Annotated in this window: 24 protein-coding genes, 4 tRNA genes and 1 riboswitch; of the genes, 9 read left to right on the forward strand and 19 right to left on the reverse strand. The window is 58.8% G+C overall.

Annotated elements, in window-relative coordinates:
* Nucleotides 1–258: 258 nt before the first annotated feature.
* The gene (locus CI807_RS29835) at nt 259–3156 is read left to right on the forward strand and encodes a ribonucleoside-diphosphate reductase subunit alpha (RefSeq protein WP_095017308.1); all 2898 of its coding nucleotides are present in this window, start codon (nt 259–261) and stop codon (nt 3154–3156) included.
* Nucleotides 3157–3347: 191 nt separating this feature from the next.
* On the opposite strand, the gene flgE is transcribed toward CI807_RS29835, so the two are convergent.
* From flgE to CI807_RS29865, 6 genes are all read right to left on the reverse strand, one after another.
* Nucleotides 3348–4664 (reverse strand): flagellar hook protein FlgE, encoded by a 1317-nt coding sequence (flgE, locus tag CI807_RS29840; RefSeq protein ID WP_095017309.1) that lies wholly within the window; start codon nt 4662–4664, stop codon nt 3348–3350.
* Nucleotides 4665–4695: 31 nt separating this feature from the next.
* Complete coding sequence (gene flgD / locus CI807_RS29845) at nt 4696–5421, reverse strand: flagellar hook assembly protein FlgD (RefSeq protein ID WP_016979772.1); 726 nt, start codon at nt 5419–5421, stop codon at nt 4696–4698.
* Between the two features lie 16 nt (nt 5422–5437).
* Entirely contained in the window at nt 5438–5881 is a 444-nt protein-coding gene (gene flgC, locus CI807_RS29850) for a flagellar basal body rod protein FlgC (RefSeq protein ID WP_010208347.1), read from the reverse strand.
* 3 nt (nt 5882–5884) lie between these two features.
* The gene (gene flgB, locus CI807_RS29855; RefSeq protein WP_010208346.1) at nt 5885–6292 is read right to left on the reverse strand and encodes a flagellar basal body rod protein FlgB; all 408 of its coding nucleotides are present in this window, start codon (nt 6290–6292) and stop codon (nt 5885–5887) included.
* 237 nt (nt 6293–6529) lie between these two features.
* Nucleotides 6530–7357: a protein-glutamate O-methyltransferase CheR gene (gene cheR, locus CI807_RS29860; protein ID WP_016979774.1), complete on the reverse strand. Its 828-nt coding sequence runs from the start codon at nt 7355–7357 to the stop codon at nt 6530–6532.
* A gap of 42 nt (nt 7358–7399) precedes the next feature.
* Nucleotides 7400–8332 carry a chemotaxis protein CheV gene (locus CI807_RS29865; RefSeq protein ID WP_016979776.1) on the reverse strand — a complete coding sequence of 311 codons (933 nt, stop codon included), beginning with the start codon at nt 8330–8332 and terminating at the stop codon, nt 7400–7402.
* 94 nt (nt 8333–8426) lie between these two features.
* On the opposite strand from CI807_RS29865, the gene flgA reads away from it, so the two are divergent.
* From flgA to CI807_RS29885, 4 genes are all read left to right on the forward strand, one after another.
* A complete protein-coding gene (gene flgA / locus CI807_RS29870) occupies nt 8427–9191 on the forward strand; it encodes a flagellar basal body P-ring formation chaperone FlgA (RefSeq protein WP_095017310.1) in 765 nt (254 codons plus the stop codon).
* 141 nt (nt 9192–9332) lie between these two features.
* Entirely contained in the window at nt 9333–9656 is a 324-nt protein-coding gene (gene flgM, locus CI807_RS29875; RefSeq protein WP_095017311.1) for a flagellar biosynthesis anti-sigma factor FlgM, read from the forward strand.
* A gap of 48 nt (nt 9657–9704) precedes the next feature.
* Complete coding sequence (locus CI807_RS29880) at nt 9705–10175, forward strand: flagella synthesis protein FlgN (protein ID WP_095017312.1); 471 nt, start codon at nt 9705–9707, stop codon at nt 10173–10175.
* A 96-nt stretch (nt 10176–10271) separates the two neighbouring features.
* The gene (locus CI807_RS29885; RefSeq protein ID WP_095017313.1) at nt 10272–11021 is read left to right on the forward strand and encodes a flagellar brake protein; all 750 of its coding nucleotides are present in this window, start codon (nt 10272–10274) and stop codon (nt 11019–11021) included.
* A gap of 59 nt (nt 11022–11080) precedes the next feature.
* Here the strand turns inward: CI807_RS29885 and CI807_RS29890 are convergent, their stop codons facing one another.
* The gene (locus CI807_RS29890; RefSeq protein WP_095017314.1) at nt 11081–12466 is read right to left on the reverse strand and encodes an MFS transporter; all 1386 of its coding nucleotides are present in this window, start codon (nt 12464–12466) and stop codon (nt 11081–11083) included.
* A 269-nt stretch (nt 12467–12735) separates the two neighbouring features.
* Nucleotides 12736–12812 (reverse strand) — tRNA-Arg (locus CI807_RS29895).
* A gap of 325 nt (nt 12813–13137) precedes the next feature.
* On the opposite strand from CI807_RS29895, the gene CI807_RS29900 reads away from it, so the two are divergent.
* The 3 genes from CI807_RS29900 to CI807_RS29910 all read left to right on the forward strand — a co-directional run bounded on the left by CI807_RS29900 (nt 13138) and on the right by CI807_RS29910 (nt 14262).
* A complete protein-coding gene (locus tag CI807_RS29900; protein ID WP_095017315.1) occupies nt 13138–13365 on the forward strand; it encodes a hypothetical protein in 228 nt (75 codons plus the stop codon).
* 10 nt (nt 13366–13375) lie between these two features.
* Nucleotides 13376–13555 carry a PA3371 family protein gene (locus CI807_RS29905; RefSeq protein ID WP_016979785.1) on the forward strand — a complete coding sequence of 60 codons (180 nt, stop codon included), beginning with the start codon at nt 13376–13378 and terminating at the stop codon, nt 13553–13555.
* Nucleotides 13556–13935: 380 nt separating this feature from the next.
* Nucleotides 13936–14262, forward strand: coding sequence for an Arc family DNA-binding protein (locus CI807_RS29910; RefSeq protein ID WP_003175643.1), 327 nt, complete (start codon nt 13936–13938; stop codon nt 14260–14262).
* Nucleotides 14263–14364: 102 nt separating this feature from the next.
* Here the strand turns inward: CI807_RS29910 and mgtE are convergent, their stop codons facing one another.
* From mgtE to ltaE, 8 genes are all read right to left on the reverse strand, one after another.
* Nucleotides 14365–15807, reverse strand: a complete 1443-nt coding sequence (gene mgtE, locus CI807_RS29915; RefSeq protein ID WP_016979786.1) for a magnesium transporter — start codon at nt 15805–15807, stop codon at nt 14365–14367.
* Between the two features lie 340 nt (nt 15808–16147).
* Nucleotides 16148–16224, reverse strand: a tRNA-Arg gene (locus tag CI807_RS29920).
* Nucleotides 16225–16296: 72 nt separating this feature from the next.
* Nucleotides 16297–16373 (reverse strand) — tRNA-Arg (locus tag CI807_RS29925).
* A gap of 108 nt (nt 16374–16481) precedes the next feature.
* Nucleotides 16482–16572, reverse strand: a tRNA-Ser gene (locus CI807_RS29930).
* A gap of 62 nt (nt 16573–16634) precedes the next feature.
* Nucleotides 16635–16823, reverse strand: a complete 189-nt coding sequence (gene csrA / locus CI807_RS29935) for a carbon storage regulator CsrA (RefSeq protein WP_003175645.1) — start codon at nt 16821–16823, stop codon at nt 16635–16637.
* Between the two features lie 175 nt (nt 16824–16998).
* Nucleotides 16999–18240 carry an aspartate kinase gene (locus CI807_RS29940; protein WP_010208327.1) on the reverse strand — a complete coding sequence of 414 codons (1242 nt, stop codon included), beginning with the start codon at nt 18238–18240 and terminating at the stop codon, nt 16999–17001.
* Nucleotides 18241–18336: 96 nt separating this feature from the next.
* The gene (gene alaS, locus CI807_RS29945; RefSeq protein WP_095017316.1) at nt 18337–20955 is read right to left on the reverse strand and encodes an alanine--tRNA ligase; all 2619 of its coding nucleotides are present in this window, start codon (nt 20953–20955) and stop codon (nt 18337–18339) included.
* A gap of 146 nt (nt 20956–21101) precedes the next feature.
* Entirely contained in the window at nt 21102–22106 is a 1005-nt protein-coding gene (gene ltaE / locus CI807_RS29950) for a low-specificity L-threonine aldolase (RefSeq protein WP_095017317.1), read from the reverse strand.
* Nucleotides 22107–22297: 191 nt separating this feature from the next.
* Nucleotides 22298–22467: riboswitch (FMN riboswitch) on the forward strand.
* Nucleotides 22468–22563: 96 nt separating this feature from the next.
* Between ltaE and CI807_RS29955 the strand changes: the two genes are divergently transcribed.
* Nucleotides 22564–23073, forward strand: a complete 510-nt coding sequence (locus tag CI807_RS29955) for a 6,7-dimethyl-8-ribityllumazine synthase (RefSeq protein WP_095017318.1) — start codon at nt 22564–22566, stop codon at nt 23071–23073.
* A gap of 42 nt (nt 23074–23115) precedes the next feature.
* Here the strand turns inward: CI807_RS29955 and astE are convergent, their stop codons facing one another.
* Genes astE through astB form a run of 3 tightly spaced genes read right to left on the reverse strand, consistent with a single transcriptional unit; the run spans nt 23116 to nt 25793 of the window.
* A complete protein-coding gene (gene astE, locus CI807_RS29960) occupies nt 23116–24120 on the reverse strand; it encodes a succinylglutamate desuccinylase (protein WP_095017319.1) in 1005 nt (334 codons plus the stop codon).
* An 11-nt stretch (nt 24121–24131) separates the two neighbouring features.
* Entirely contained in the window at nt 24132–24422 is a 291-nt protein-coding gene (locus CI807_RS29965; RefSeq protein WP_003214319.1) for a hypothetical protein, read from the reverse strand.
* 24 nt (nt 24423–24446) lie between these two features.
* Nucleotides 24447–25793: an N-succinylarginine dihydrolase gene (gene astB, locus CI807_RS29970; protein ID WP_095017320.1), complete on the reverse strand. Its 1347-nt coding sequence runs from the start codon at nt 25791–25793 to the stop codon at nt 24447–24449.
* Between the last annotated feature and the right edge of the window lie 9 nt (nt 25794–25802).

Raw genomic sequence — 25802 nt, forward strand, 5'->3', positions numbered from 1 at the left:
CGAAAACGCATTATCTTGTACCTCGGCACTGGAGAAGACCCTACATGTGGGGTTTTTGAAGAAAGCGCCCAACCACACAAGTGGCAAGAAATTCAAGCGTTTTATTGCTAGCGCAGCATGGAACCAACCGATTTTCAGTAGACCAAACCGCTCACGCGGATGGCAGCTGTTTCCCATCCCCGATATGGAAAACGGTACGGGTGTTGCAGGAAGAGCCTGGCACTCGCAATCAAATATAGAACGTGGAGACAACCCCCCATGCAAACCGACACAACTCGCGAGAACCCGCAAGGCTCCGTGCCGCAGGCCGCTGATTCGAACCTGGATCTGTCCGCCACTGCACCCGGCCAACTGCGTGTGATCAAGCGTAACGGCACTGTCGTTCCTTACACCGATGACAAAATCACCGTCGCCATCACCAAAGCGTTTCTTGCAGTTGAAGGCGGCACCGCTGCTGCCTCGTCGCGCATCCACGACACCGTTGCCCGCCTGACCGAACAAGTCACCGCGACCTTCAAGCGTCGCATGCCTTCGGGCGGCACCATCCACATCGAAGAAATCCAGGACCAGGTCGAACTGGCCCTGATGCGTGCCGGCGAGCAGAAAGTGGCTCGCGACTACGTGATCTACCGTGATGCCCGCTCCAAGGAGCGCGCTGTGCGCTCCCCGGCGGAAGAAGCCACCGTACAGGCTCACCCATCGATCCGCATCACCCTGGCCGACGGTACGTTTGCACCGCTGGACCTGGGCCGCCTGAACACCATCATCACCGAGGCCTGCGAAGGCCTGGAAGAAGTCGATGGTGACCTGATCCAGCGCGAAACCCTGAAGAACCTGTACGACGGCGTGGCCCTGACCGACGTCAACACCGCCCTGGTGATGACCGCCCGTACCCTGGTTGAACGTGAGCCGAACTACTCGTTCGTGACCGCGCGCCTGCTGATGGACACCCTGCGTGCCGAAGGCCTGGGCTTCCTGAAAGTCGCCGACAGCGCCACTCACCATGAAATGGCCGACCTGTACGCCAAGGCCCTGCCTGCCTACATCGCCAAGGGTATCGAATTCGAATTGCTGAACCCGGTCCTGGCCACCTTCGACCTGGAAAAACTCGGCAAGGCGATCAACCACGAGCGTGACCAGCAGTTCACCTACCTGGGCCTGCAAACCCTGTACGACCGTTACTTCATCCACAAGGACGGTATCCGCTTCGAACTGCCGCAAGTGTTCTTCATGCGCGTGGCCATGGGCCTGGCAATCGAAGAGAAGCAGAAAGAAGACCGTGCCATCGAGTTCTACAACCTGCTGTCGTCCTTCGACTACATGTCGTCGACCCCGACCCTGTTCAACGCCGGCACCCTGCGTCCACAGCTGTCCAGCTGCTACCTGACCACCGTGCCGGACGACCTGTCGGGCATCTACCACGCGATCCACGACAATGCCATGTTGTCCAAATTCGCTGGCGGCCTGGGTAACGACTGGACCCCGGTGCGCGCACTGGGTTCGTACATCAAGGGCACCAACGGCAAGTCCCAGGGCGTTGTTCCGTTCCTGAAAGTGGTGAACGACACCGCTGTAGCCGTAAACCAGGGTGGCAAGCGCAAAGGCGCTGTGTGTGCCTACCTGGAAACCTGGCACATGGACATCGAAGAGTTCATCGAGCTGCGCAAGAACACCGGTGATGACCGCCGTCGTACCCACGACATGAACACCGCCAACTGGATCCCTGACCTGTTCATGAAGCGTGTCTTCGATGACGGCAAGTGGACCCTGTTCTCGCCCTCCGAAGTGCCGGACCTGCACGACCTGACCGGTAAAGCCTTCGAAGAGCGCTACGAGTACTACGAAGCCCTCACCGAATACCCAGGCAAGGTCAAGCTGTTCAAGACCATCCAGGCCAAAGACCTGTGGCGTAAAATGCTGTCCATGCTGTTTGAAACCGGCCACCCATGGCTGACCTTCAAAGACCCGTGCAACCTGCGCAGCCCGCAGCAGCACGTGGGCGTGGTCCACAGCTCGAACCTGTGCACCGAGATCACCTTGAACACCAACAAGGACGAGATCGCCGTTTGCAACCTGGGCTCGATCAACCTGCCGAACCACATCGTCAACGGCAAGCTGGACACCGCCAAGCTGGAGCGTACCGTCAACACCGCCGTGCGCATGCTCGATAACGTGATCGACATCAACTACTACTCGGTGCCACAGGCGCAGAACTCCAACTTCAAGCACCGTCCGGTTGGCCTGGGCATCATGGGCTTCCAGGACGCGCTGTACCTGCAGCACATTCCTTACGGTTCGGACGCTGCGGTCGAGTTCGCCGACAAGTCCATGGAAGCGGTCAGCTACTATGCGATCCAGGCTTCCTGCGACCTGGCCGACGAACGCGGCGCCTACGAGACGTTCCAGGGTTCGCTGTGGTCCAAAGGCATCCTGCCGCTGGATTCGCAACAGATCCTGATCGAAGCCCGTGGTCAGAAGTACATCGACGTTGACCTGAACGAAACCCTGGACTGGGCGCCGGTACGTGCCCGTGTGCAGAAAGGTATTCGTAACTCCAACATCATGGCCATCGCACCGACCGCGACCATCGCCAACATCACTGGCGTATCGCAGTCGATCGAACCGACCTACCAGAACCTGTATGTGAAATCGAACCTGTCGGGCGAATTCACCGTGATCAACCCGTACCTGGTTCGCGACCTGAAAGCCCGCGGCCTGTGGGACTCGGTCATGATCAACGACCTGAAGTACTACGACGGTTCGGTGCAGCAGATCGAGCGCATCCCGCAAGAACTCAAAGAGCTCTATGCGACAGCTTTCGAAGTGGATACCAAGTGGATCGTTGACGCCGCCAGCCGTCGTCAGAAATGGATCGACCAAGCCCAGTCGCTGAACCTGTACATCGCTGGCGCTTCGGGCAAGAAGCTCGACGTGACCTACCGCATGGCGTGGTACCGTGGCCTGAAAACCACTTACTACCTCCGTGCCCTGGCCGCGACCAGCACCGAGAAGTCGACCATCAACACCGGCAAGCTGAACGCGGTTTCCAGCGGCGGCAACCACGGTGATGATTCGGTGCTTGCAGCGCCAGCCGGCCCGGCGCCAGTGCCAAAAGCCTGCGCGATCGATGAACCGGATTGCGAAGCTTGCCAATAAGCTGAGCCGGTAAGCGCCCAACAGCGCTTATCTGAAACCCCCGCCAAGCCCCCTGGGTTTGGCGGGGGTTTTCTTTTGCCCACGAATTGACACTGTAGTGAGCGGGCTTGCCCCGCTCACTACAAAGACCGTCAATCAATGCCCACAAAAAAGCCCCTCGTGTGAGGGGCTTCTTGTAGACCGCTACCGCATCACGTCATCTGAATGATGGTCTGCATGATGGTGCTCTGGGTGGAGATGGTCTTGGCGTTCGCCTGGTAGTTGCTCTGTGCCTTGATCAGGTCCACCAGCTCGTTGGTCAGGTTGACGTTGGAGTTCTCCAACGAGTTGGCCACGATCGAACCCAGGGTACCGGCTTGCGGGGTGTCATAACCTGGCTGACCCGAGGCGAAGGTCTCTTTCCAGGTGGTACCGCCGGCAGGCTGCAGGCCCTGTTCGTTGTTGAAGCTGGCCAAGGAGATCTGGCCGATGGCCTTGCTCTGCTGGTTGCTGAACGTGGCGAACAGGACGCCGCTGCCGTCGATTTTCAGGCCGGTGATCTGGCCGGTGGCGTAGCCATCGGTGACCGGTGGGTTGCGGTAAGTGGCCGAGTTGTACTGGGTGATGTTGGCCATGTTGACCGCGATCCCGGTTGGGTTCGCCGTCGCACCGTTTGCCTTCCACACGCCATTGGTCACAGTGCCAGGGACCCAACCGCTGATGGTCAAGGTCTTGTTGGACACGGCGCCCGTCACGACGCTGGTGAGTTTGCCGGCACCGTCAAAGGTCAAGGTGGATGGCACAGGCGCCTTCACGTCCGCACCGGTACCGAAAGGTGGCGAACCGTCAGGGTTGCGCCCGTCAATCAGGGTATAGGCGTTCCACTTGTTGCCGTCGGTTTTCACCAGGTACTGCACCATCGGGTGCGCGTTGCCCTGAGAGTCATACAGGGTGGTGCTGTACTGAGTGGTGAAGGTGCTGGTGTCGTTCGGGTTGAATGGCTTCGCGACCTGGTCGATCACCGGCTCCGAGGAGTTCAGGTTACTGGTCGAATCCACTTTGGTGGACGCCTTGGGCGGGAGGTTCGACAGGTTCAGTTGCAGGTCGGTCAGGCCACCCTTGATGATCTTGCCGTCTGCGTCCGCCGCATAACCTTGCAGGCGCGAGGTACCGGTGTTGTTGGTGATGTAGCCGTCTTTGTCGGCACGGAAGGCACCGCTACGGGTGTATTCCAACGAACCATCACTGCCCTTCTGCACGAAGAAACCGCCGCCCTGAATCGCCATGTCCAGGATACCGCCACTGCCGTTCACGTCACCCTGGGTGAACTGCTGGGACACAGCCGCCAGGTTCACACCGTTGCCGATGCTGTTCTGGCCGGTGCCCAGCTTGGAGGCCGCGTAGATATCCGCGAATTCCGCACGGGACGACTTGAAGCCAGTGGTCGCGACGTTGGCGATGTTGTTGCCGGTCACGTCCAGTTGTTTGTTGGCCGCATAGAGGCCGCTAAGGCCGATGTTAAAAGACATGTTTCTCTCCCTCTGCCGTATTAAGCCGGCTCTATGTACCGATAGTCTGAATTTGCGACAGCTTGACGCTGCCCATGCCGCCAGCCAGGTTCAGCAGCATCTCGCCGCCGGTCTTGCTCAGGGTTACGCTCGTTACCGTTGCGGGCAGCGAAGTATTCAGGGCAACGGCGTCGCCCTTGTCATTCTTGGTGGTGGCGTTGAAGGTGTAGGTGCCCGCAGGAGCAACCTCGCCCTTGTCGTTCTTGCCATCCCAGATAAAGTTCTGGCTACCGACAGCCTGGGCACCCATTTCGATGGTGCGCACCAGGTTGCCGTCTTTGTCGGTGATCTTGACCGTGACGTTGCCGGTCGCCGTCTTGACGTCCACCGAGCCGGTCATGCTCTTGCTGGTATCCACCATGGCCTTGTCGGTCTGGATGATGATCGAGCGACCGACCAGCGACGACGCCTGCAGCGCTTGCGACGAGCTGAAATTACTGGAAATCGCATTCACCGAGTCGTTCAGCGTGTTGATGCCTTCCAGGCTGCTGAACTGCGCCAACTGAGCTACGAACGCGCCGTTGTCTTGCGGCGACAGCGGGTTCTGGTTTTTCAGCTGGGTGACCAGCAACTGCAGGAACGCATCCTTGCCCAGCGACTGCTTGCCTGTCGCCTTATTGGCAGCGTCATTGATGCTGCTGTTGTCCTGGGCATTCTTGACCTTGGAATTGAAAAGGTCCTGGACTGGCGTGTTCTTTGACGTATCAACGATGGCCATTATTTGGCGCCCCTTATCACTGACCCAGGGTCAGAACCTTTTGCATCATGGTTTTGGCGGTATTCATCATTTCCGCGTTGGTCTGGAACGAACGACTGGCAGAGATCATGTCGGCCATTTCTTCGACCACGTTGACGTTCGGGTAGTAGACATAGCCCTTTTCGTTCGCGGCGGGATGATTGGGTTCGTAGCGGGCTTCAAGGTTGCTCTGATCTTCGACCACGCCGAGCACCTGCACGCCGGAGCCTGCGGCCCCCTGGTCCTGGAACAACGAATCGCTGCCGCCTGCCTGGCCGCCCTGGAACATGGTGGCGAACACCGGGTGACGAGCGCGGTAGGTCTGATCAATGCTCGAAGACACGGTCTCGGCGTTGGCGATGTTACTGGCGACGGTGTTCAAACGCGTGGTCTGCGCGCTCATGCCACTGCCGGCAATATTGAAAACACTGGACAGGGACATGGCTTACTCTCCACGCAGGGCTGACATCAGCCCTTTGAATTTGCTGTTAAGCAGGGTGAAGCTGGCTTGAAAGTTCACCGAGTTCTCGGCGTAAGCCGATTGCTCCAGCTGCGCGTCGACAGTGTTCTGGTCGATCGACGGCTGCATCGGCGTGCGATACAGCAACGACTCGTCACCATTGCTCAGGCCTTGCGCTTCGATATGACGACTGTTGGTCATGTTCAAGGCGAAGGTGCCGTTCTTGGTCTTGTCCTGCTGTGCGGCGAGCACGGCGGAAAAGTCCAGGTCCCGAGCCTTGTAGTTCGGGGTGTCGGCGTTGGCAATGTTGTTGGCCAGGACTTCGGCACGCTGGGCGCGGAAGCCCAGGGCTTGTTCGTGGATACCGAGCGCTTTATCGAAGCTGATGCTCATGGTGGAAACCTTTAAGGGCTGACCTGCTTTTCGTTAACTGGGTTATAGCAAGGTGCATGCCAATCTTGCACAGGCCCGTATATCAAGGGTTTCGGAGGTGCTTGCCAGCAGCAATGCCAGAAAAGCGGCAAGCGGTTTCCGCGTGGCGCCAGTAAAGCGGCAATGGTGTTTGCCGCTTTGCGGCCAAAAAAAATGGAAGGCCTTTGTGGGGCCTCCCATTGTGTGTTCACGCGTGCATTACTTGGCCTGGTAGATGATCCCCGGGCTGCACTGCACCATCTGATAGTGATCCGGCAGGCCGTTCAGCGCTTCCGAAGCACCGAGGAACAGGTAGCCGCCACGCTTGAGCGTGCCATGGATGCGCAGCAGGATGTCTTTCTTCACTTCGGCCGAGAAGTAGATCAGCACGTTGCGGCAGAACACCATGTCGAACTTGCCCAGGCTGGCGTAGCTGTCGAGCAGGTTGAACGAGCGGAATTCCACGCGGCTCTTGATCGGCGCCTTGACCGCCCAACGCCCCGCCCCTTTCGGGTCGAAGTAACGTTGCAGGCGCTCCTGGGACAAACCACGACCCAAGGCCAGGCTGTCGTACTCGCCAGTCTTGCAGTTGGTGAGCATGGTGCCGGACAGGTCGGTGGCGACGATTTGCGCACCGGCCTTCAACTGGCCCATGTTGGTCCGCTCGAACTCATCGATGGACATCGAAATCGAGTACGGTTCCTGCCCCGAAGAGCAAGCGGCCGACCAGATGCGCAGGCGCTGGCCAGGGCTGGCCTTGATGGCCTCCGGCAACACTTTGCTCTTGAGCACTTCAAACGGGTAGGTGTCGCGAAACCACAGGGTTTCGTTGGTGGTCATGGCATCGACCACCATCTCCTTGAGCCCGCTGCGCGGCTGCCCCTGGATGCGCTGGACCAGCTCGCCCAACGACTTGATGCCCTGCTGCTCCATCAGTTTGTTGAGACGGCTGGATACCAGGTACTGCTTGTTTTCACCGAGCAATATGCCACAGGCCTTTTCCAGGAAGACCCGGAACTGTTCGAAATCCAAATTACCCGTAGACAATGATACCGCCTCTTAAATCGTGTGACCGCCAGGGGAAATCCCCTAGCTGTTATCTGCTGCCTTGATCCGGTCGACTACCCGGGATGCCAGGTCATCAGGACGGAATTTGGCCAGGAAGTCATCGGCACCGACCTTCTTGACCATCGCCTGATTGAATACACCCGACAACGAAGTATGCAGGATGATATGCAATTTTTGCATGCGTGGATCGTTGCGTATCTCGGCCGTGAGGGTGTAGCCGTCCATTTCCGGCATCTCGATGTCGGAGATCATCATCAAGAATTCTTCTTCCGGCTTCTTGCCGTCGTCCACCAGCTTGCGCAGGTAATCCAGCGCCTGGCGACCATCGTTGAGGGCCACCACTTCCACGCCGACCGTCTGCAGGCAACGGGTCACCTGTTTGCGCGCTACCGAGGAATCGTCCACGGTCAGCACACGCAGGGAAACGGCCTTGTGCGCAGTTTCGGCGTCCACCACACCCACGGAAATCGATTCAGAGGTGGGGGCCACTTCAGCGAGGATCTTCTCCACGTCGATGATTTCCACCAACTGATTATCTACCCGCGTCACCGCCGTGAGGTAGTGATCACGACCAGTGCCCTTGGGCGGCGGATGGATCTCTTCCCAGTTCATGTTGACGATGCGCTCCACCGAGCGCACCAGGAAACCCTGGGTCTTGGTGTTGTACTCGGTAATGATGACGAACGGGTTCTCGCGGTCCTGTAAACCCGCCGAACCGGTGGCCAGGGCCAGGTCAAGAATCGGGATCGTCGCGCCACGGATGTTGGCGACGCCACACACCACCGGGCTGGACTTGGGCATGATCGTCAGCTTGGGGCATTGCAGCACTTCCCGCACTTTGAACACGTTGATGCCATACAACTGCTTGCCATCCAGGCGAAAAAGCAACAACTCCAGGCGATTCTGCCCTACCAGCTGTGTGCGCTGGTTTACTGAATCCATTACTCCTGCCATGCCTTGACTCCCACGCTAAAACCTTTGGCCATACCTATAAGGGCAGTGACGCGCACCCGACGCTAAACGGCACGGCCTTTGCTATTTATTGGTCATGGATATTAAAACGACAGTTTCCCGACGCCCCGTCCTGACACGGTTTCGCAGATCGCTCTGCGCACCGCTGGTGTTGCTTGCCCTGGGCCTGGGCGCCACGGCCCGCGCAGACAACGTCACCTTGCCTGATCTACTTATCGGCGTCACCCAAGGCTTTCTTGAGTTCACTGTAGAAGATTATCTGGCGACCACCCAGACGCCGGGGCGCTATGAAATCCAGGTCAACCAATTGGACCCGCGCTTGCGCATGCCCATGTGCGACAAGGAATTGACAGCCACCCTGGAAAGCCCCGCCCAGCCTATCGGCCGAGTGACGGTCAAGGTCCGCTGCGATGGCGCCTCGCCCTGGACCGTGTTCGTGCCGGCCCAGGTCAAGCTCTTCCGTGATGTGGTGGTGGTTGCCCGCCCGCTCAAACGTACCGGGATCATCGGTTTCGAGGACGTGGTACTTCGCGAACGCGACATCAGCATGATCAGCCAGGGCTACCTGACCTCTCTCGACCAGGCGGTCGGACAGAAGTTGACCCGACCAGTGGTCACCGACCAAGTCATCACCCTGGTGCATCTGGAGCAAGCCGAGGTGATTCGCAAGGGCGACCAAGTGGTGATTTCCGCCAGCAGCGGTGCGCTGCAGGTGAAAATGCCGGGGGAAGCGCTGTCCAACGGCGGCATGAGCGAACAGATACGCGTGAAGAACCTTAATTCCAACCGGGTGATCAAGGCGCGAGTCACCGCACCGGGTCAGGTAGAGGTAGCTCTATAGATTACTGGTATCAGGCGCCTGCTTTTCCTACACTGTCGGCTGGATGCCGGCCTGTAGGTTTTATTGTCAATCGAGCCTAAAGTTTGTCCGGGTATGGCCGAAAACATGGCAAGCGTCCAAATACCCAGAGGTTTTTTGATCATGGTCATCGATTTCAGTCGTTTAAATAACACCCCGACCCCGTCGGCCCCTACGCGAGCCACTGGCACCAAAGACAGCGTAGAAGCCAAGGCCCAGCCACTGCCCGCCAAGGCAGAACAGGCCAGCGCCAGCCAGAGCGGGGAATCCGTACACCTGAGCAACGAGGCTCAACAGTTGCAGAAGGTCACTGACTCGCTGCGCGATCAACCGGTGGTCAATAAAGCCCGTGTGGCCGAATTGAAACAGGCAATCGCCGATGGCAGCTATAAAGTCGACAGCAACCGTGTAGCCAGCAAGCTGCTTAATTTCGAAGCCGAGCGCTAGGCTAAGGCCTGCGCAGGGCTTTTGGACGCTTAAACCCCAAGGCCAGCCATGCATCACGACGAAAATCTGCTTCAACTGATCATTGATGATCTAGCCCCGACCCAACAGCTGCTTGAGCTGCTTCGGGAAGAAACCCTGGCCCTCTTCGGTCGGGACATGCCCCTGCTCGAAGAAATTCTGGCGCGCAAGCAGTCGCTGATTATCCTGCTGGAACAGCACGGCAAAAAACGCAGCGAGATCCTCATCAGCCTGGGCCTGCCGGCGGACCATGATGGCTTGGCACAATTGGCCAGCCACTCCACGGTCGGCGATCAGTTACTGGCGCAGAGCAAGGAGCTCAATCAATTGCTCAGCCAGTGTCAGGAAACCAACCTGCTCAACGGTCAGTCGATCCAGCTTCAGCAAGCCACGACCGCCAACCAGTTGCGTATACTTCACGGCGGAGAGCCTCCGGCGCTTTACAACGCCCAGGGTTCCACCTCGCGCCTGGTCAAGCCAAGCACCCGCAGCCAAGCCTGACGCCGGTTTACAGCGCGGCCTATCCAAGGCGCGCCACATACTGGCAGAATGCCTGCTCTTGCGTGTAGTCGTATTTTGTCTGGAGATGGAAGAACCGTGTTCAACGCCCTTAATGCGGAAGATGCCCCGCAGCCCCCCAAGGTCCTCACCACGCCTCTGGAAATCGCCAGTACCTTGCGGATGCTGCAAGACAGCCATGACCCGCTGATCATCACCTTCCATGAGCGCAGCCAGCGCTTCCAGAGCTACCTGGTGGACGTCAATCGCGACAGCGGCAGCCTGGCCCTGGATGAAATGATCCCCCGCGACGGCGAACGCTACCTGGAAAACGGCGAGCCCTTCCGCATCGAAGGCTTCCACGAAGGCGTGCGCGTTGCCTGGGAAAGCAACGGCAGCCTTAGCATCAGCGAAAAAGACGGTCACCGCATCTACACCGGCAGCCTCCCCGACGAAGTGGTCTACCATCAGCGCCGCAATGCCTTCCGCGCCGCCTTGAAGCTGGCCCAACTGGTCAACATCGAGCTGGGTGGCGAGAAGCTCAAGGCGCCTATCAGCGGCAAGCTGCTGGATATTTCCGCCACCGGCTGCAAACTGCGTTTTGAAGGGGATATCTCCGAGCGCTTGCAACTGGGCCAGGTCTACGACCGCTTTATCGCTGCCCTGCCCTTTGGCAGCATGACCACCTCGGTCGAACTGCGCTACTTGCACTTCGAAGAGAAGATCAACACCACCTTCGCCGGCGTGCGCTTCCACAACATGAGTGGCTTGGTGCAGCGCCAGGTCGAGCGCTTTGTGTACCAGTTGCAACGCGAAGCACGACGCTTCGACAAAGACGACGATTTTTAAAGCTTAAAGATCGCGGCAAAAAAACGGGCAGATCCTGATGGAATCTGCCCGTTTTGCATTCAGGGGCGCGCCCTGCTCAAGTCGTGAGGGTGCTCGTCCGGCCCAGCGGGCGCAGGCGGCCCTACAAAGGGCGGTTCGTCCGCTTCGGGGCTCAACGCCGCTTCCGGTTCAGGCTCAGGGGCGGCGGTTTGCATTTGTTCCTGCACCACGGCCTCGTCTACCCGCGGATCGAGACAAGCCACCAGCGGCGAACTGGACATGCTGTCGGGCATTGCCACGTGGTGCAACGGTGCATCATCCACCTGATGCAGGTTGGTCACCGCTTTCGGTCGGATGCGCCACACCAGGATCAACGCACACAGGCTGAAAAACGCATACAGCATGTGGCTGCCGAACAGCTTCATCACCACACCGGCGAGCAACGGCCCGACACTGGCGCCGACGCCGTAGGTCACCAACAGCATGGCCGTCAGCGACACGCGTCGATCGCCTTCCACATGGTCGTTGGAGAACGCCACCGCCAGCGGATACAGACAGAACTGCACCAGGGAGCAGACAAAGCCTGCCACGAACAGCACTTCCAGCGGCACCTTGGTCAGTATCGCCAGCGGCAACGCCGCCACGGCCAGGCACAGGGCAAAGCAGCGGATCAGCAGCGCGCGATCATAGCGGTCCGACAGCCAGCCCAATGGCCACTGCACCACCAGCCCGGCAAAAATGCAGCTACCCATGAACAGGCCCACTTGCTCGGTGGTCAAGCCCTGCTGAGAGGCATACAACGGCGCCAGACCGTAGAACGAGCCGACGATCAGCCCCGCGCCAAGCACGGTACTCAGGGACTGTGGCACGCGTTTTATAAAGAAGCGCGGCTCCATCGGGGCAGGATGCAGGGGCGCCGGGTGAATGCGCCGCGTCATGGCCACCGGCACCAGGCACAGCGCAAAACACAGCGCGACCAGCATCAGCAACTCAAGACCCAATTGAGGGTGCATGACCAGAATCAGTTGGCCGAGCACCAGGCCCAGGTAAGACGCAATCATATAGCCGCTGAACACCACGCCACGCTGCTTGGCATCGGCCTGCTCATTGAGCCAGCTCTCGATGACCATGTACTGGCACATCATGCCCAGACCCACGATCATCCGCAGCACGATCCAGGCCGGCAGCCAATCGATCAGGCCGTGGCCCAGTACCGCCGCGCCGACGATCCCAGCGCAGGTCGCATAGGCGCGAATATGCCCGACCCGGGCAATCAGGCGATGCCCGATCTTGCCACCCAGCACCAGGCCAAAATAGTTGGCCGCCATCAACGCGCCGACCCACAGGCTGTCGACATGATCGGCCGCCAGGCGCAGGGCCAGGTAAGTACTGAGCAGGCCGGAGCCGATCAGCATCATCAAGGAGGCGAAATAAAGGGCTCGAAAAGATTTCCAGATCTGGCGCATCGGCGTTCCGAGCGGCTCCTTGCGGTGAGAGACAGGGCTATCGGCATGATAGTCCGGGGTGGCCGGGTCCGGACAGGCGGTATGCGCTGTTTCCGGGGATTATTTTGCTTAAAGGTTCAGACGCTGTCCGGCTGCTCGCGGGATACACGAATCGCTATAAATACACGATGCCAGGGCTGTGAACCCATAACCCCGGCAAGGTTCGACCCATCTTCGGAAAACGCCCACAAAAAAGCCCCGCCAGACGGATCTGTGCGGGGCTTTGGATCTGGTGTCCCAGGGCCGGTTCGAACGGCCAACCTTCCCCTTAGGAGGGGGATGCTCTATCCAATTGAGCTACTGGGACAAATGACAGCCGCTGCGCTAAAGGCGCGGCGACGGACGGCGTGCATGTTAACGGCCGAGGTGGGTTTTGTCATGTCGTCCGTGGGCTTTTTGAGTGTAGGCCGGTACTGACCTTATTTATCCTGCCTTGCCCCCACAAACACAGCCCCCTGAGCCCATCGTGCAAAATGCACTCTCCCAAAACGCCATCATTGCAAATTGCAACCTTCCAGCCATTTAAAATAGACTCAACACGTTGATTTAATTGAATTAATAGGTTGGCACGACACCTGCAATACTTCTCCTACAAACCCAATAAGCCACGGCGTTAAGCGGAGAACATAACCATGAACAGTGCCCTTCTGTTAGCCCTCAACACCGTAGCCTTGGCTGCACTGGTGATGTTTCATTTTCAATCGACCGGCAGCAACGACCCCGCCCAAATCAGCCAGGCCGTGCCACATCACTTGCAACAACGCCCACAACTGGCGGTGATGACCCCCAACGCGCAATCGCCGGTACGCGTGGCCCAAGAGGCTCAGTCCACACCTGCTTCTGAACATTGGGTTTTCTGAGGACATTCTGATGAACAAATTTGCCTGGCTGTTTTTGTGCCTGACCGCATTGGCTGCTGTCCTGGGCATGAGCACCGAATCCTATGACGGCCAGACCACCGCATTTGTTAGCAGCGGCGTGTTCGCATGCCTATTGCTGCTCACGTTGATCGTAGGTCGACGCATCAAATTCGACCCCATCCTGCGCTAATCTCCTCCCCCTACCTTATGTCGCCTCCCCCTCGCTAATCGGCAAATTGCCACTAGTCTTAAACTTAAGGGCAAAAGGCCACTTTGCTATAGGATGTGCGGCCTCAAACCTTGTGGTGGCCTGGACTGACGGGAAGTTCCATCGCGGATTTACGCGTTGAAAAGTTTTCCAACCAGTCCGCAAAAATGCAAATGAGTGCTGGCATAAAGCCTTTAGGCAGTTCAATATTTGTCACAGAATTGACGCCAAGGAAATGTCAAATCTGAGGCATGATGCGGCCTCTTTGCAATTCAGGTTGAACTTTGGTCGTGAGCCTTGTCTTAACATTCATCTTGCGGCCAATTCCAAAAACCGCTCCCCTGAACTAACCGGTTAAATATATGCGCCCATTGAAACAGGCAATTTATTCCAGCCGTACGGCTGACAAGTTCGTCGTACGTCTGCCAGACGGAATGCGGGAACGCATTGCCGAGGTGGCTCGCAATCATCACCGCAGCATGAACTCCGAAATCATCGCGCGCCTGGAACAAAGCCTCATTCAGGAAGGTGCGCTGGGCGACGAGTTGAGCATGCGCCTGGACAGCCCCGAGCTGTCGCTGCACGAACGCGAACTGCTGCAGCGTTTTCGTCAGCTCTCCCATCGTCAGCAAAATGCTCTCGTCTCGCTTATCGCGCACGACGTTGAGGCGGCCGCAGAAGCCAATTGATCTGCTACTGAAAGCCGAAGCCAGCCATGTGCTGGCTTTTTTTTGCGTGGGATTCGGGAAGAAGATTTGAGGCGGGGGCAGATTTGCCCCCGCAGAATGGAATCAGAGCAGGAAGATTGTTGCCAGGCCCAGGAAGATGAAGAAGCCACCACTGTCGGTCATGGCCGTGATCATCACGCTGGCACCCATCGCCGGGTCACGCCCGAGACGGGCCAGGGTCATCGGGATCAATACCCCCATCAACGCCGCCAGCAGCAGGTTAAGGGTCATGGCGGCGGTCATCACCACACCGAGCGACCAACTGCCATACAGCAAGTAGGCCACCACACCGATCACCCCACCCCACACCAGGCCATTGATAAGGCCTACCGCCAACTCTTTGCGCAGCAGGCGCGACGAGTTCGCTGTACTCACCTGGTCCAGCGCCATGGCGCGCACGATCATGGTAATCGTCTGGTTACCCGAGTTACCGCCGATCCCGGCCACGATCGGCATCAGTGCGGCGAGCGCCACCAGCTTCTCGATCGACCCTTCGAACAATCCAATCACCCGCGACGCGATAAAAGCGGTGATCAGGTTAATGGCCAGCCACGCCCAACGGTTATGCAGTGAACGCCAAACCGAGGCAAAGATGTCTTCCTCTTCACGCAAACCTGCCATGTTGAGGACTTCGGTCTCACTCTCTTCACGAATCAGGTCGACCATTTCATCGATGGTCAAACGACCGATCAGCTTGCCGTTCTTGTCGACCACCGGCGCCGAGATCAAGTCATAACGTTCAAACGCCTGGGCAGCCTCGTAGGCGTCTTCATCCGGGTGAAAGCTCACCGGATCACTGGCCATGACGTCGGCCACTTTTTTCTCAGGGTCGTTGACCAGCAGGCGCTTGATCGGCAGCACGCCCTTGAGAATGCCCTCGTAATCGACCACAAACAGCTTGTCGGTATGGCCTGGCAGCTCCTTGAGACGACGCAGGTAACGCAAGACCACTTCCAAACTGACGTCTTCGCGGATGGTGACCATCTCGAAGTCCATCAGGGCGCCGACCTGATCCTCGTCATAGGACAGCGCGGAGCGCACACGCTCACGCTGCTGGCCGTCGAGGGCCTCCATCAGCTCATGGACAACATCACGGGGCAGTTCGGGGGCCAGGTCGGCCAGTTCGTCGGCGTCCATCTCCTTGGCCGCGGCCAGGAGCTCATGATCGTCCATGTCGGCGATCAGGGTTTCTCGGACCGAGTCGGACACTTCGAGCAGGATGTCGCCGTCGCGGTCAGCCTTGACCAACTGCCAGAGGGTCAGTCGATCATCCAGCGGCAAGGCTTCGAGAATGTAGGCGACGTCGGCGGAGTGAAGGTCGTCGAGCTTGCGTTGCAGCTCAACGAGGTTTTGCCGGTGAACCAGGTTTTCGACCAGGTTGTTGTTCGGGCCATCCTGGCGATGCGTAAGGTCTTCGACCACGCGTTGGCGCTGCAGCAGCTCGATGACTTGAGCCAGGCGATCCTGCAGGCTTTCTTGTGTTTTCTTTACTTCTACTTCGGTCATAGGCGAACTCCACTCCCAGCAGCGGGGCACGCCGGAAGGATCAATCAGTCAATTCATGATTGGTAAAACGGGGTACTGAGCAACTACTGGGTAAGTCCATGGAGGTATTCCACAAGCCCCGGCGGGGCTGACGGGCGCAATGATACACCGCCCGGCCACTTTAAACGTCAAAAAACTGGGAAGAACAAGCGCTTGCGAGCCAAAGCTGAGTATTGGCTGCATCTATGAACTGCGACGACGCAGTGGAGAAGGAAAACACATGGAGGCGAGAGAAAAAGAAAAAATCCTACACAAACCCCAGACGGCAAAAAGCCCGCACTAGGCGGGCTTTTTGTTTGTATGGTGCACTCGACAGGATTCGAACCTGTGACCGCTCGGTTCGTAGCCGAGTACTCTATCCAGCTGAGCTACGAGTGCAGATTGTGTTTTTAGACCAGATCACAACTGGTTGTAACCGAATCACCTGCATTGCTGCAACTGACTCTTAAATGGTGCACTCGACAGGATTCGAACCTGTGACCGCTCGGTTCGTAGCCGAGTACTCTATCCAGCTGAGCTACGAGTGCATTTGTTGCCGCGCATTATAGGCCGTTCAATCTCTATGTAAAGCTATTTTTTCGTTAATTTTCAACAACTTAGCGAAAAAACCAGATTGCAACGTACTAAGCAAATAATGGCGGAGAACGGGGGATTCGAACCCCCGACACCCTTTTGAGGTGTACTCCCTTAGCAGGGGAGCGCCTTCGGCCACTCGGCCAGCTCTCCGCAACACGGGGCGTATATTAACCACGTTCATCCCCGTTTGCAAACATAAAAAACGATAAAAATTAAAGGCTTGGTTCTTCGTCCTTCTCTTTCTTGATCCGCAGGTAGATTTCCTCGCGGTGTACCGCCACCTCTTTCGGAGCGTTAACCCCGATACGCACTTGATTGCCTTTGACGCCGAGCACGGTCACGGTGATTTCGCCATCACCGATAATCAGGCTTTCTGCGCAACGACGAGTCAGAATCAGCATACCTTTCTCCTCACGCATTTCAGTTCAGGAACAACAGTCTGCAAAAAAAAGGCCTTCGACCTACAACCCAAAGGCCATAGCCCTACCCGCCTAAGTATTGTCGAGCGCACGCAAAAGAACATGCGCCCTACAAAAAAAGGAAAGGCGCGGTAAACCGCGCCTTCCTGGCACTTCATCACTCGCCCTGTCGGGCCGGAGCGTCCAGCTCAAAAGCGGTATGCAGCGCGCGTACAGCCAGTTCCAGGTACTTCTCTTCGATCACCACCGAGACCTTGATTTCCGAGGTGGAGATCATCTGTATGTTGATGCTTTCCTTGGCCAGGGCCTCGAACATGCGGCTGGCAACGCCCGCATGAGAGCGCATGCCCACACCCACGATCGACACCTTGGCAATCTTGGTATCACCGACCACTTCGCGGGCGCCGATTTCCTTCGCAGTGTTCTGCAGGATCCGCTCCGCCGCATCGTACTCGTTGCGGTGCACGGTGAAGGTGAAATCGGTGGTGTTATCGTGCGAAACGTTCTGCACGATCATGTCGACTTCAATGTTCGCGCCGCTGATAGGGCCCAGGATCTTGAACGCCACACCCGGGGTATCCGGCACGCCACGGATAGTCAGCTTGGCTTCATCACGGTTGAAAGCGATACCGGAAATGATCGGCTGTTCCATGGATTCCTCTTCATCAATAGTAATGAGGGTGCCCGGACCCTCTTTGAAGCTGTGCAATACGCGCAGCGGAACGTTGTACTTGCCGGCGAATTCCACCGCACGGATCTGCAACACCTTGGAACCGAGACTGGCCATTTCCAGCATCTCTTCAAAGGTGATCTTGTCCAGGCGCTGGGCCACGGACACCACACGCGGGTCAGTGGTGTAGACGCCGTCCACATCGGTGTAGATCTGGCATTCATCGGCCTTCAGCGCCGCTGCCAGCGCCACGCCGGTGGTGTCCGAACCGCCACGCCCGAGGGTAGTGATGTTGCCCTGCTCGTCCACACCCTGGAAGCCTGCTACAACTACCACGCGACCGGCCTTCAGATCCGTACGGATTTTCTGATCGTCGATCTGCAGGATGCGCGCCTTGGTATGCGCGCTGTCGGTGAGGATGCGCACCTGACTGCCAGTGTAGGACACCGCCGGCACACCGCGCTTGTTCAGCGCCATGGCCAGCAAGGCGATGGTCACCTGCTCACCGGTGGACACGATCACATCCAGCTCACGCGGGAGCGGCTGTTGATCACCACTGATTGCCTTGGCCAGATCGATCAGGCGATTGGTCTCGCCGCTCATGGCCGACAGCACCACCACCAGGTCGTCGCCGGCATCGCGGAATTTCTTAACCTTGTCGGCCACCTGCTCGATTCTTTCGACAGAGCCGACCGAGGTGCCTCCAAATTTCTGTACGATCAAAGCCATTTCTAAGCCGCCTCAGCCCGTAAAGGGGCGCCTAAATATCCAATCAACCAGCACCGAACAGGCCCGTGACTAGACCACGGGCCGGTTAACAGTGCCTTAAATACCTGCCTCGACAAACGGCACGGTCAGGGCCAGGGCTGCGTCCAGGGCACCGGCGTCTACACCACCGCCTTGCGCCATGTCCGGACGACCACCGCCCTTCCCGCCCACTGCCGCGGCGGCTTGCTTCATCAAATCACCGGCCTTGAGTTGGCCAGTCAGGTCTTTGGTTACACCGGCAACCAGAACAACCTTATCCTCATGGACACCGCCGAGCAGGATCACTGCGCGGCCGAGCTTGTTCTTCAACTGATCGACCAAGGCCAACAGCGCCTTGCCGTCCTGACCGTCCAGGCGTGCGGCCAGGACTTTCACGTCCTTGACGTCCACCGCAGAAGCCGACAGATCGTCGCCTGCCGCGCTGGCCGCCTTGGCTTGCAACTGCTCCAGCTGTTTCTCCAGTGCGCGGTTGCGCTCCAGCACAGCGGACAGTTTGTCGATCAGGTTGTCGCGGCTGCCCTTGACCAGGCTGGCCGCTTCCTTGAGTTGTTCTTCAGCCGCATTCAGGTAGGCCAGGGCCGCAGCGCCGGTCACCGCCTCGATACGACGCACACCGGACGCCACGCCACCTTCGCTGATGATCTTCAGCAGGGCGATGTCGCCGGTACGGTTGGCGTGGATACCGCCACACAGCTCCACCGAGAAGTCGCCGCCCATGCTCAGTACGCGCACGCTGTCGCCGTACTTCTCGCCGAACAGCGCCATGGCGCCCTTGGCTTTTGCAGTCTCGATATCGGTTTCTTCAGTTTCGACGGCAGTGTTCTTGCGAATCTCGGCGTTGACGATGTCTTCCAGGGCCTTGATCTGCTCCGGCTTGATCGCTTCAAAATGGCTGAAGTCGAAACGCAGGCGCTGGCTGTCGACCAACGAACCCTTCTGCTGAACGTGCTCGCCCAGTACCTGACGCAGGGCTGCATGCAGCAAGTGCGTGGCCGAGTGGTTCAGCGAGGTGGCGTGGCGCACATCGGCGTCTACCTGGGCATCCACCGGCGAACCGACGGTGAGGCTGCCCGAGGCCAACACACCGTGGTGCAGGAACGCACCGCCGGTCTTGGTGGTGTCGCGTACGTCAAAACGACCGGACGCGGCTTTCAGGAAACCGCAGTCGCCGATCTGGCCACCGGATTCGGCGTAGAACGGCGTCTGGTCCAGGACCACCACACCGTCGTCACCTTCATTCAATACGTCAACCGACTGGCCGTCCTTATAGAGGGCAACCACTTTGGCCTCACCGCTGGTGGCCTTGTAGCCGGTGAACTCGGTGGCCACATCAACCTTGACCAGGCTGTTGTAGTCCATGCCGAACGAGCTGGCCGAACGTGCGCGCACGCGCTGGGCTTCCATCTCGCGCTCGAAACCTTCCTCGTCGAGGGTCAGGTTGCGCTCACGGGCGATGTCGCCGGTCAGGTCCATCGGGAAACCGTAGGTGTCGTAGAGCTTGAACACCACGTCGCCCGGCACCACGGTGCCTTGCAGGTTGGCGAGGTCTTGTTCGAGAATTTTCAGGCCCTGTTCCAGGGTCTTGGCAAACTGCTCTTCCTCAGCCTTCAGCACGCGCTCGATGTGCGCCTGATTCTGCTTGAGCTCCGGGAAGGCTTCGCCCATCTCGGCCACCAGCGCCGCAACGATCTGGTAGAAGAAGCTGCCGTTGGCGCCCAGCTTGTTACCGTGGCGGCAAGCACGACGGATGATGCGACGCAGCACATAGCCACGGCCTTCGTTGGACGGCAACACGCCGTCGGCAATCAGGAAGCCGCAGGAACGGATATGGTCAGCCACCACTTTTAGCGAAGCCTGGTCTTCATTGGTGCAACCAATGGCCTTGGCTGCCGCGGCCAGCAGGCTTTGGAACAGGTCGATCTCGTAGTTGGAATGCACGTGCTGCATCACCGCACTGATCCGCTCCAGGCCCATGCCGGTGTCTACCGACGGCGCTGGCAACGGATGCAACACGCCATCGGCGGTGCGGTTGAACTGCATGAACACGTTGTTCCAGATTTCGATGTAACGGTCGCCGTCTTCTTCTGGCGAGCCCGGTGGGCCACCCCAGATGTCGGCGCCGTGGTCGTAGAAGATCTCGGTGCAAGGGCCACACGGGCCGGTGTCGCCCATGGTCCAGAAGTTGTCGGAGGCGTACGGTGCGCCTTTGTTGTCACCGATGCGCACCATGCGCTCGGCCGGCACGCCGACTTCTTTGGTCCAGATGTCGTACGCCTCGTCATCGCTGGCGTAGACGGTGACCCAGAGTTTTTCCTTCGGCAGCTTCAGCACGCCAGTGAGGAAGGTCCAGGCGAAGTTGATCGCGTCTTGCTTGAAATAATCGCCAAAGCTGAAGTTGCCGAGCATTTCGAAAAAGGTGTGGTGACGAGCGGTGTAGCCGACGTTTTCCAGGTCGTTGTGCTTACCACCGGCGCGCACGCACTTCTGGCTGCTGACGGCGCGGGTGTATGCGCGCTTTTCCTGGCCCAGGAAGCAGTCCTTGAACTGGTTCATCCCCGCGTTGGTGAACAGCAGGGTGGGGTCATTGCCTGGGATCAAGGAGCTGGAGGAGACACGGGTGTGACCTTGCTCTTCGAAGAAGCGAAGGAAGGCTTCACGGATTTCTGCGCTTTTCATTAGGTTCTTCCACGGAGGCTGCGGCCAAAGGCCAGTGCGCAACATCATCAGACGGAGCGACGGCAAAGGGCCGCATTATATCGGCCCTTTGCCGGTGGTACAGCGTGTTTATACGATTGAAACGTTCAATTAGACGGTCTGCACTGTCATTTCCGCGAAAATTCGACGAATGTCTGCGCGACCTGCTCGATCTGCGCCTGGCTGACATCCAAATGCGTGACCATGCGCAGGCGCGGGGCGGCGCTCAACGTGATCCCGCGTTCGGCGGCAAACGCCTTCAAGGCCTGGGCCTGGTCACCGATCTGCACGTAGACCATATTGGTCTGCACCGACTCCACCTCATAACCGGCCTGGCGCAACGTATCGCCCAGCCATTGGGCATTGGCGTGGTCGTCAGCCAGGCGCTGCACCTGGTGATCCAGGGCATACAGCCCCGCCGCCGCTAACGAGCCGGCCTGGCGCATGCCACCGCCGACCATTTTGCGCAGGCGCCGGGCCTTGGCGATCAACGCCGTGGAGCCGCACAGCACCGAACCAATCGGTGCACCGAGGCCTTTGGACAGGCACACCGACACCGAATCAAAATGCTGGGCAATCGCGCGCGCCTCCACACCCAGCTTGACCGCTGCGTTGTAGAGCCGCGCGCCATCCAGATGCAGGGCCAGGTCATGCTCGCGGGTGAACGCCCGGGCCTTTGCCAGGTAGTCCAGTGGCAATACCTTGCCTTGCATGGTGTTTTCCAGCGCCAGCAAGCGGGTGCGGGCGAAGTGGAAGTCGTCGGGCTTGATCGCCGCCAACACCTGATCCAGGTCCAGCGAGCCATCTGCCTGCACTTCCAGCGGTTGCGGCTGGATCGAACCCAGCACCGCCGCGCCACCGCCTTCGTATTTGTAGGTATGGGCCTGCTGGCCGACGATGTATTCCTCGCCGCGTTCACAGTGGGCCATCAACGCCAACAGGTTGCTCATGGTGCCGGTCGGCACGAACAACGCGGCGGCAAAACCCAGACGCTTGGCCAGTTCGGCTTCCAGGCGATTGACGCTGGGGTCCTCGCCATACACATCATCGCCGCTGACGGCAGCGGCCATCGCGTCCCGCATGCCGGGGGTGGGTTGGGTCACGGTGTCGCTGCGCAGGTCGATCACAGACATGAAACAAGCCTCTCAAGGTTTACGTAAGTTCCTTTTGTGAGTGATTACTGCGGGCAACGCCACTGAATATCAAGCCCCCAATGCATTCAATCGAATACCAACCAAACAAACCGATATAGCTTATCGATACGGCGGTCGTGCAGTTTTCGAAAAAGCGTGTTAAAAACTCTCCGCCGCCAGGGTTCTGGTGGCAACGTTCTCAGGGCGGGGTGCAATTCCCCACCGGCGGTAATTACACGCAATGTGTATAGCCCGCGAGCGCTTGGCGCCTCGAACTGCTCCGGCAGGACGGCGACAAGGTCAGCAGACCCGGTGTGATCCCGGGGCCGACGGTCATAGTCCGGATGAAGAGAGAACGGGATTGGCACCTAAGGGCCGCGCACGAATTGTGCTTGCGTACCCTTAAATCCCATTCGATTCATAACGCCCTGTTTTTTTCTTAAACAGGAGTCAGAACATGCAACCCACCGCAATCGACAGCAAAAGCAAAAACCACCACGGCGAGCGCGTCGCGTTTATCCAGGCCTGCTGGCACAAGGATATTGTCGACCAATCGCGCAAAGGCTTCCTCGCCGAAATGATCGCCCAGGGCTACCAGGAATCGGACATCGATTTCTTCGAAGTCGGCGGCGCTTTTGAAATGCCCCTGCACGCCAAGCTGCTGGCCAACACCGGCCGTTACGCCGGTATTGTCGCTGCCGCGTTGGTGGTGGACGGTGGTATCTACCGTCACGAGTTCGTGGCCCAATCGGTGGTCAGCGGCCTGATGCAGGTTCAGCTGGAAACCGAAGTGCCGGTGTTCTCGGTATCCCTGACCCCGCATCACTTCCACGCGGGCAGCGAACACCAGACCTTTTTCTACGAGCACTTCGTGCACAAAGGCCAAGAAGCTGCACGCACCTGCGCCGATACCTTGCACAAGGTGCGTGCGATCCGTCGCAGCGAGCCACGGGCTGTAGCCGTTTAAGAAATACAAAAAACCCGGTGTAAAAACCGGGTTTTTTCTTTTTCAGGCCAGGCCAGCGTCCGTGGTCGGCACAATCAGGATGCCCGCGCGCAAACCATTCTTCACCTTCGGGTTGGGGAAGATGATCCGCGCGCCCTCCTCCTCAATCACCCAGCGGGTCTTGGCCACGTCCTCGGCCAACAAATAGCCCTGCGCCAACGGCGAGAAGTTCTCCACATCCGCCGGCAGGTGCATCAGGAACGAATCGCTGTGCTTGATGACTTCACGGGACACGGCAAACAATTGCAGACCATCCAGGCTCTCGGTTTCCGGCTCGGAGCCTTCGATGATCTGTTTCAGGCGGTTTTCCAGGCGCGAGACGTCCACGCCTTGGTTCTGCCCGAACGGCCGTGCCTTGCCCAACTCCAGGGTGAAGGCTTCGGCCTCCAACTGCTCGTAGGTAAACGCGGTGAAGGTGATCGAGGTCTTGTTTTGCAACAGCACCGCTTCCATACCGGCGGCACGCAAACGGGCCAGTTCATGGCGCGAATGCTGACGACCTTCCTTCCAAGGGTACAGGGCGAACTGTTCGATCTTCGAACCACGAATGGCCGTGTGCAGGTCGTAATGCAGGCGCGAACGGCCAGGCTGGCTGAAGAAGCTGCGAGCCAATTGCTCAAGCTCCGCGGCACGCATGGCCTCGGGGCCGATGTTTTTTTCGTGTCGGCCGTTGAACAGCCGGTTGACGTCCAGTTCGAGGTAACGCTCGCCGCGCCGTATGGCCTCGGGGTTGCCGAACAGGAACAAAATACGGGTACGGGGTTTGATCTCCCCACGGGCAATGCCATGCAACAGGCGGTCGAGCAGTTCGATCGGCGCGGTTTCGTTGCCATGGATGCCAGACGACAGCAGCAGGTCGCTGCCGTTGTCCTTCGCTTCAGGTGGGCGCACTTCAAGCGCGCCCTCGCTGAGCCAGCGCATCTGCACGCCGTCGACAGTCAGTTGAATTTTTTGCGCCGGTTCGCGACCGGCGAGGGTCAGTTCAAGCAGTTTGCCGAGGGCGAGCATACGCAGCTTCCTTAGTGGTTGCAGCCTGGGCCATGGACGTGATCGTCGTCATCACCTTCAACGTCGGCCGGTTCCATTTCCAGTTGCAGGCTCATCAGGTTGGTGGCCAGTGGGCGCATCAGCAGATTGGCGTATTCGGCATCGCCTTCTTCCACGTCAACGCCGATCAGCAGTTGGCCACGGCCATCGTGCTGGATCCAGATTTCCTTGCCCTGCCAGACCACGGCGACGCGGGTGCAGGAAGTTTCCAGCTGGGTGCCGTCGGTGTCTTCAAGAATCAGTTTCAGGGTGTCGGTGGTCATAAATAGCTCTCAGCCATGCGGCGTTTAATTGATCTGGAAAGGATAAACCGAGCCCAGTTTAAGGATTTGCGTCAGTTCATCCAGTGCCGTCCGGCATTCAAGCAGCAACTGCGGGTCAGCCAGGTCGCTTTCGCGCAAGCTGTCGCGGTAGTGCTTGCCTACCCACTGGGTCAGTGTTTCGTACAACGGCGCGGTCATGATAACGCCTGGATTCACCGCCGCCAGTTCCGTTTCGTTCAACGCCACACGTAAACGCAGGCACGCCGGGCCACCGCCGTTCTGCATACTTTGCTTGAGGTCGAACACCTTCACTTCACGGATCAGGCCACCGGCAGCGGTCAGGCCTTGCAGGTACTGCCAGACGCGCTCATTGGCACGGCACTCTTCCGGCACGATCAGCAGCATCGAGCCGTCAGCGCGGCTCAGCAACTGGCTGTTGAACAAGTAGGAGCGTACCGCGTCTTCGACACTGACTTGCGCGCGGGGCACGCAGACGGACTGGAAGTTACCGCCCAACTTGCCCAGTTTGCCGTGCAATTCGGCGAGCATCTGTTCGGTATTGAGGAAGGCATCTTCGTGATAGAACAGCACTTCGCCGTTACCCACCGCGATGACGTCGTTGTGGAACACGCCGGCATCGATCACCGCTGGGTTCTGCTGGGCGTAAACCACGCCGTCGTCTTTCAGGCCATGCAGGCGTGCGACGGCCTGGGACGCTTCGAGGGTCTGACGTGCCGGGTACTTCTGCGGCGCCGGGTAGCGAGGGTCGAACGCACTGCGACCAAACACAAAGAACTCAACGCCTGCGTCGCCGTACTCACGGCAGAAACGTGTGTGGTTGGCCGCGCCTTCATCGCCAAACTGCGCCACGGCCGGCAAGGCCGCGTGATGGGCAAAGTGTTTGTCATCGGCAAACATCGCCCCCAGCACGCGGCTGGTGGTCGGGTGTTCGATGCTGCGGTGGTATTTGCAGTTGAGGTTGGCGGCGGTGAAATGCACGCGGCCGTCAAAGGTGTCGGCGCTTGGGCTGACGGTGGCGGCGTTGGCCACCCACATGCTCGACGCGGAGCAGCTCGCGACCAGCAACGGCATCGCATCCTTGGCCGCTTGCTGGATTACTTGGGCGTCGGTGCCGCTGAAACCCAGGTTGCGCAAGGCGGCCACATCAGGACGCTCCTGAGGCGCCAATACCCCTTGCACAAAGCCCATGTCCATCAGGGCTTTCATTTTCTGCAGGCCCTGCAACGCCGCTTCCTTGGGGTTGGAATGCTGCTGGCTGTTGCTCTGGGACGCGACGTTGCCGAAGGACAAACCGCCGTAGTTATGGGTCGGCCCCACTAGACCGTCAAAATTGACTTCATAGGATTTCATCGGCGAGGC

This window comes from Pseudomonas sp. NS1(2017) (assembly GCF_002269425.1).
GTDB classification, from domain to species: Bacteria; Pseudomonadota; Gammaproteobacteria; order Pseudomonadales; family Pseudomonadaceae; genus Aquipseudomonas; species Aquipseudomonas reactans.

What these genes read in the sequence shown, in the direction of transcription:
- CI807_RS29835 (WP_095017308.1), top strand. Translation starts at nt 259, where the DNA reads ATGCAAACCGACACAACTCGCGAGAACCCGCAAGGCTCCGTGCCGCAG.
- flgE (WP_095017309.1), bottom strand. Translation starts at nt 4,664, where the DNA reads ATGTCTTTTAACATCGGCCTTAGCGGCCTCTATGCGGCCAACAAACAA.
- flgD (WP_016979772.1), bottom strand. Translation starts at nt 5,421, where the DNA reads ATGGCCATCGTTGATACGTCAAAGAACACGCCAGTCCAGGACCTTTTC.
- flgC (WP_010208347.1), bottom strand. Translation starts at nt 5,881, where the DNA reads ATGTCCCTGTCCAGTGTTTTCAATATTGCCGGCAGTGGCATGAGCGCG.
- flgB (WP_010208346.1), bottom strand. Translation starts at nt 6,292, where the DNA reads ATGAGCATCAGCTTCGATAAAGCGCTCGGTATCCACGAACAAGCCCTG.
- CI807_RS29865 (WP_016979776.1), bottom strand. Translation starts at nt 8,332, where the DNA reads ATGGCAGGAGTAATGGATTCAGTAAACCAGCGCACACAGCTGGTAGGG.
- flgA (WP_095017310.1), top strand. Translation starts at nt 8,427, where the DNA reads ATGGATATTAAAACGACAGTTTCCCGACGCCCCGTCCTGACACGGTTT.
- flgM (WP_095017311.1), top strand. Translation starts at nt 9,333, where the DNA reads ATGGTCATCGATTTCAGTCGTTTAAATAACACCCCGACCCCGTCGGCC.
- CI807_RS29880 (WP_095017312.1), top strand. Translation starts at nt 9,705, where the DNA reads ATGCATCACGACGAAAATCTGCTTCAACTGATCATTGATGATCTAGCC.
- CI807_RS29890 (WP_095017314.1), bottom strand. Translation starts at nt 12,466, where the DNA reads ATGCGCCAGATCTGGAAATCTTTTCGAGCCCTTTATTTCGCCTCCTTG.
- CI807_RS29900 (WP_095017315.1), top strand. Translation starts at nt 13,138, where the DNA reads ATGAACAGTGCCCTTCTGTTAGCCCTCAACACCGTAGCCTTGGCTGCA.
- CI807_RS29905 (WP_016979785.1), top strand. Translation starts at nt 13,376, where the DNA reads ATGAACAAATTTGCCTGGCTGTTTTTGTGCCTGACCGCATTGGCTGCT.
- CI807_RS29910 (WP_003175643.1), top strand. Translation starts at nt 13,936, where the DNA reads ATGCGCCCATTGAAACAGGCAATTTATTCCAGCCGTACGGCTGACAAG.
- mgtE (WP_016979786.1), bottom strand. Translation starts at nt 15,807, where the DNA reads ATGACCGAAGTAGAAGTAAAGAAAACACAAGAAAGCCTGCAGGATCGC.
- csrA (WP_003175645.1), bottom strand. Translation starts at nt 16,823, where the DNA reads ATGCTGATTCTGACTCGTCGTTGCGCAGAAAGCCTGATTATCGGTGAT.
- CI807_RS29940 (WP_010208327.1), bottom strand. Translation starts at nt 18,240, where the DNA reads ATGGCTTTGATCGTACAGAAATTTGGAGGCACCTCGGTCGGCTCTGTC.
- alaS (WP_095017316.1), bottom strand. Translation starts at nt 20,955, where the DNA reads ATGAAAAGCGCAGAAATCCGTGAAGCCTTCCTTCGCTTCTTCGAAGAG.
- ltaE (WP_095017317.1), bottom strand. Translation starts at nt 22,106, where the DNA reads ATGTCTGTGATCGACCTGCGCAGCGACACCGTGACCCAACCCACCCCC.
- CI807_RS29955 (WP_095017318.1), top strand. Translation starts at nt 22,564, where the DNA reads ATGCAACCCACCGCAATCGACAGCAAAAGCAAAAACCACCACGGCGAG.
- astE (WP_095017319.1), bottom strand. Translation starts at nt 24,120, where the DNA reads ATGCTCGCCCTCGGCAAACTGCTTGAACTGACCCTCGCCGGTCGCGAA.
- CI807_RS29965 (WP_003214319.1), bottom strand. Translation starts at nt 24,422, where the DNA reads ATGACCACCGACACCCTGAAACTGATTCTTGAAGACACCGACGGCACC.
- astB (WP_095017320.1), bottom strand. Translation starts at nt 25,793, where the DNA reads ATGAAATCCTATGAAGTCAATTTTGACGGTCTAGTGGGGCCGACCCAT.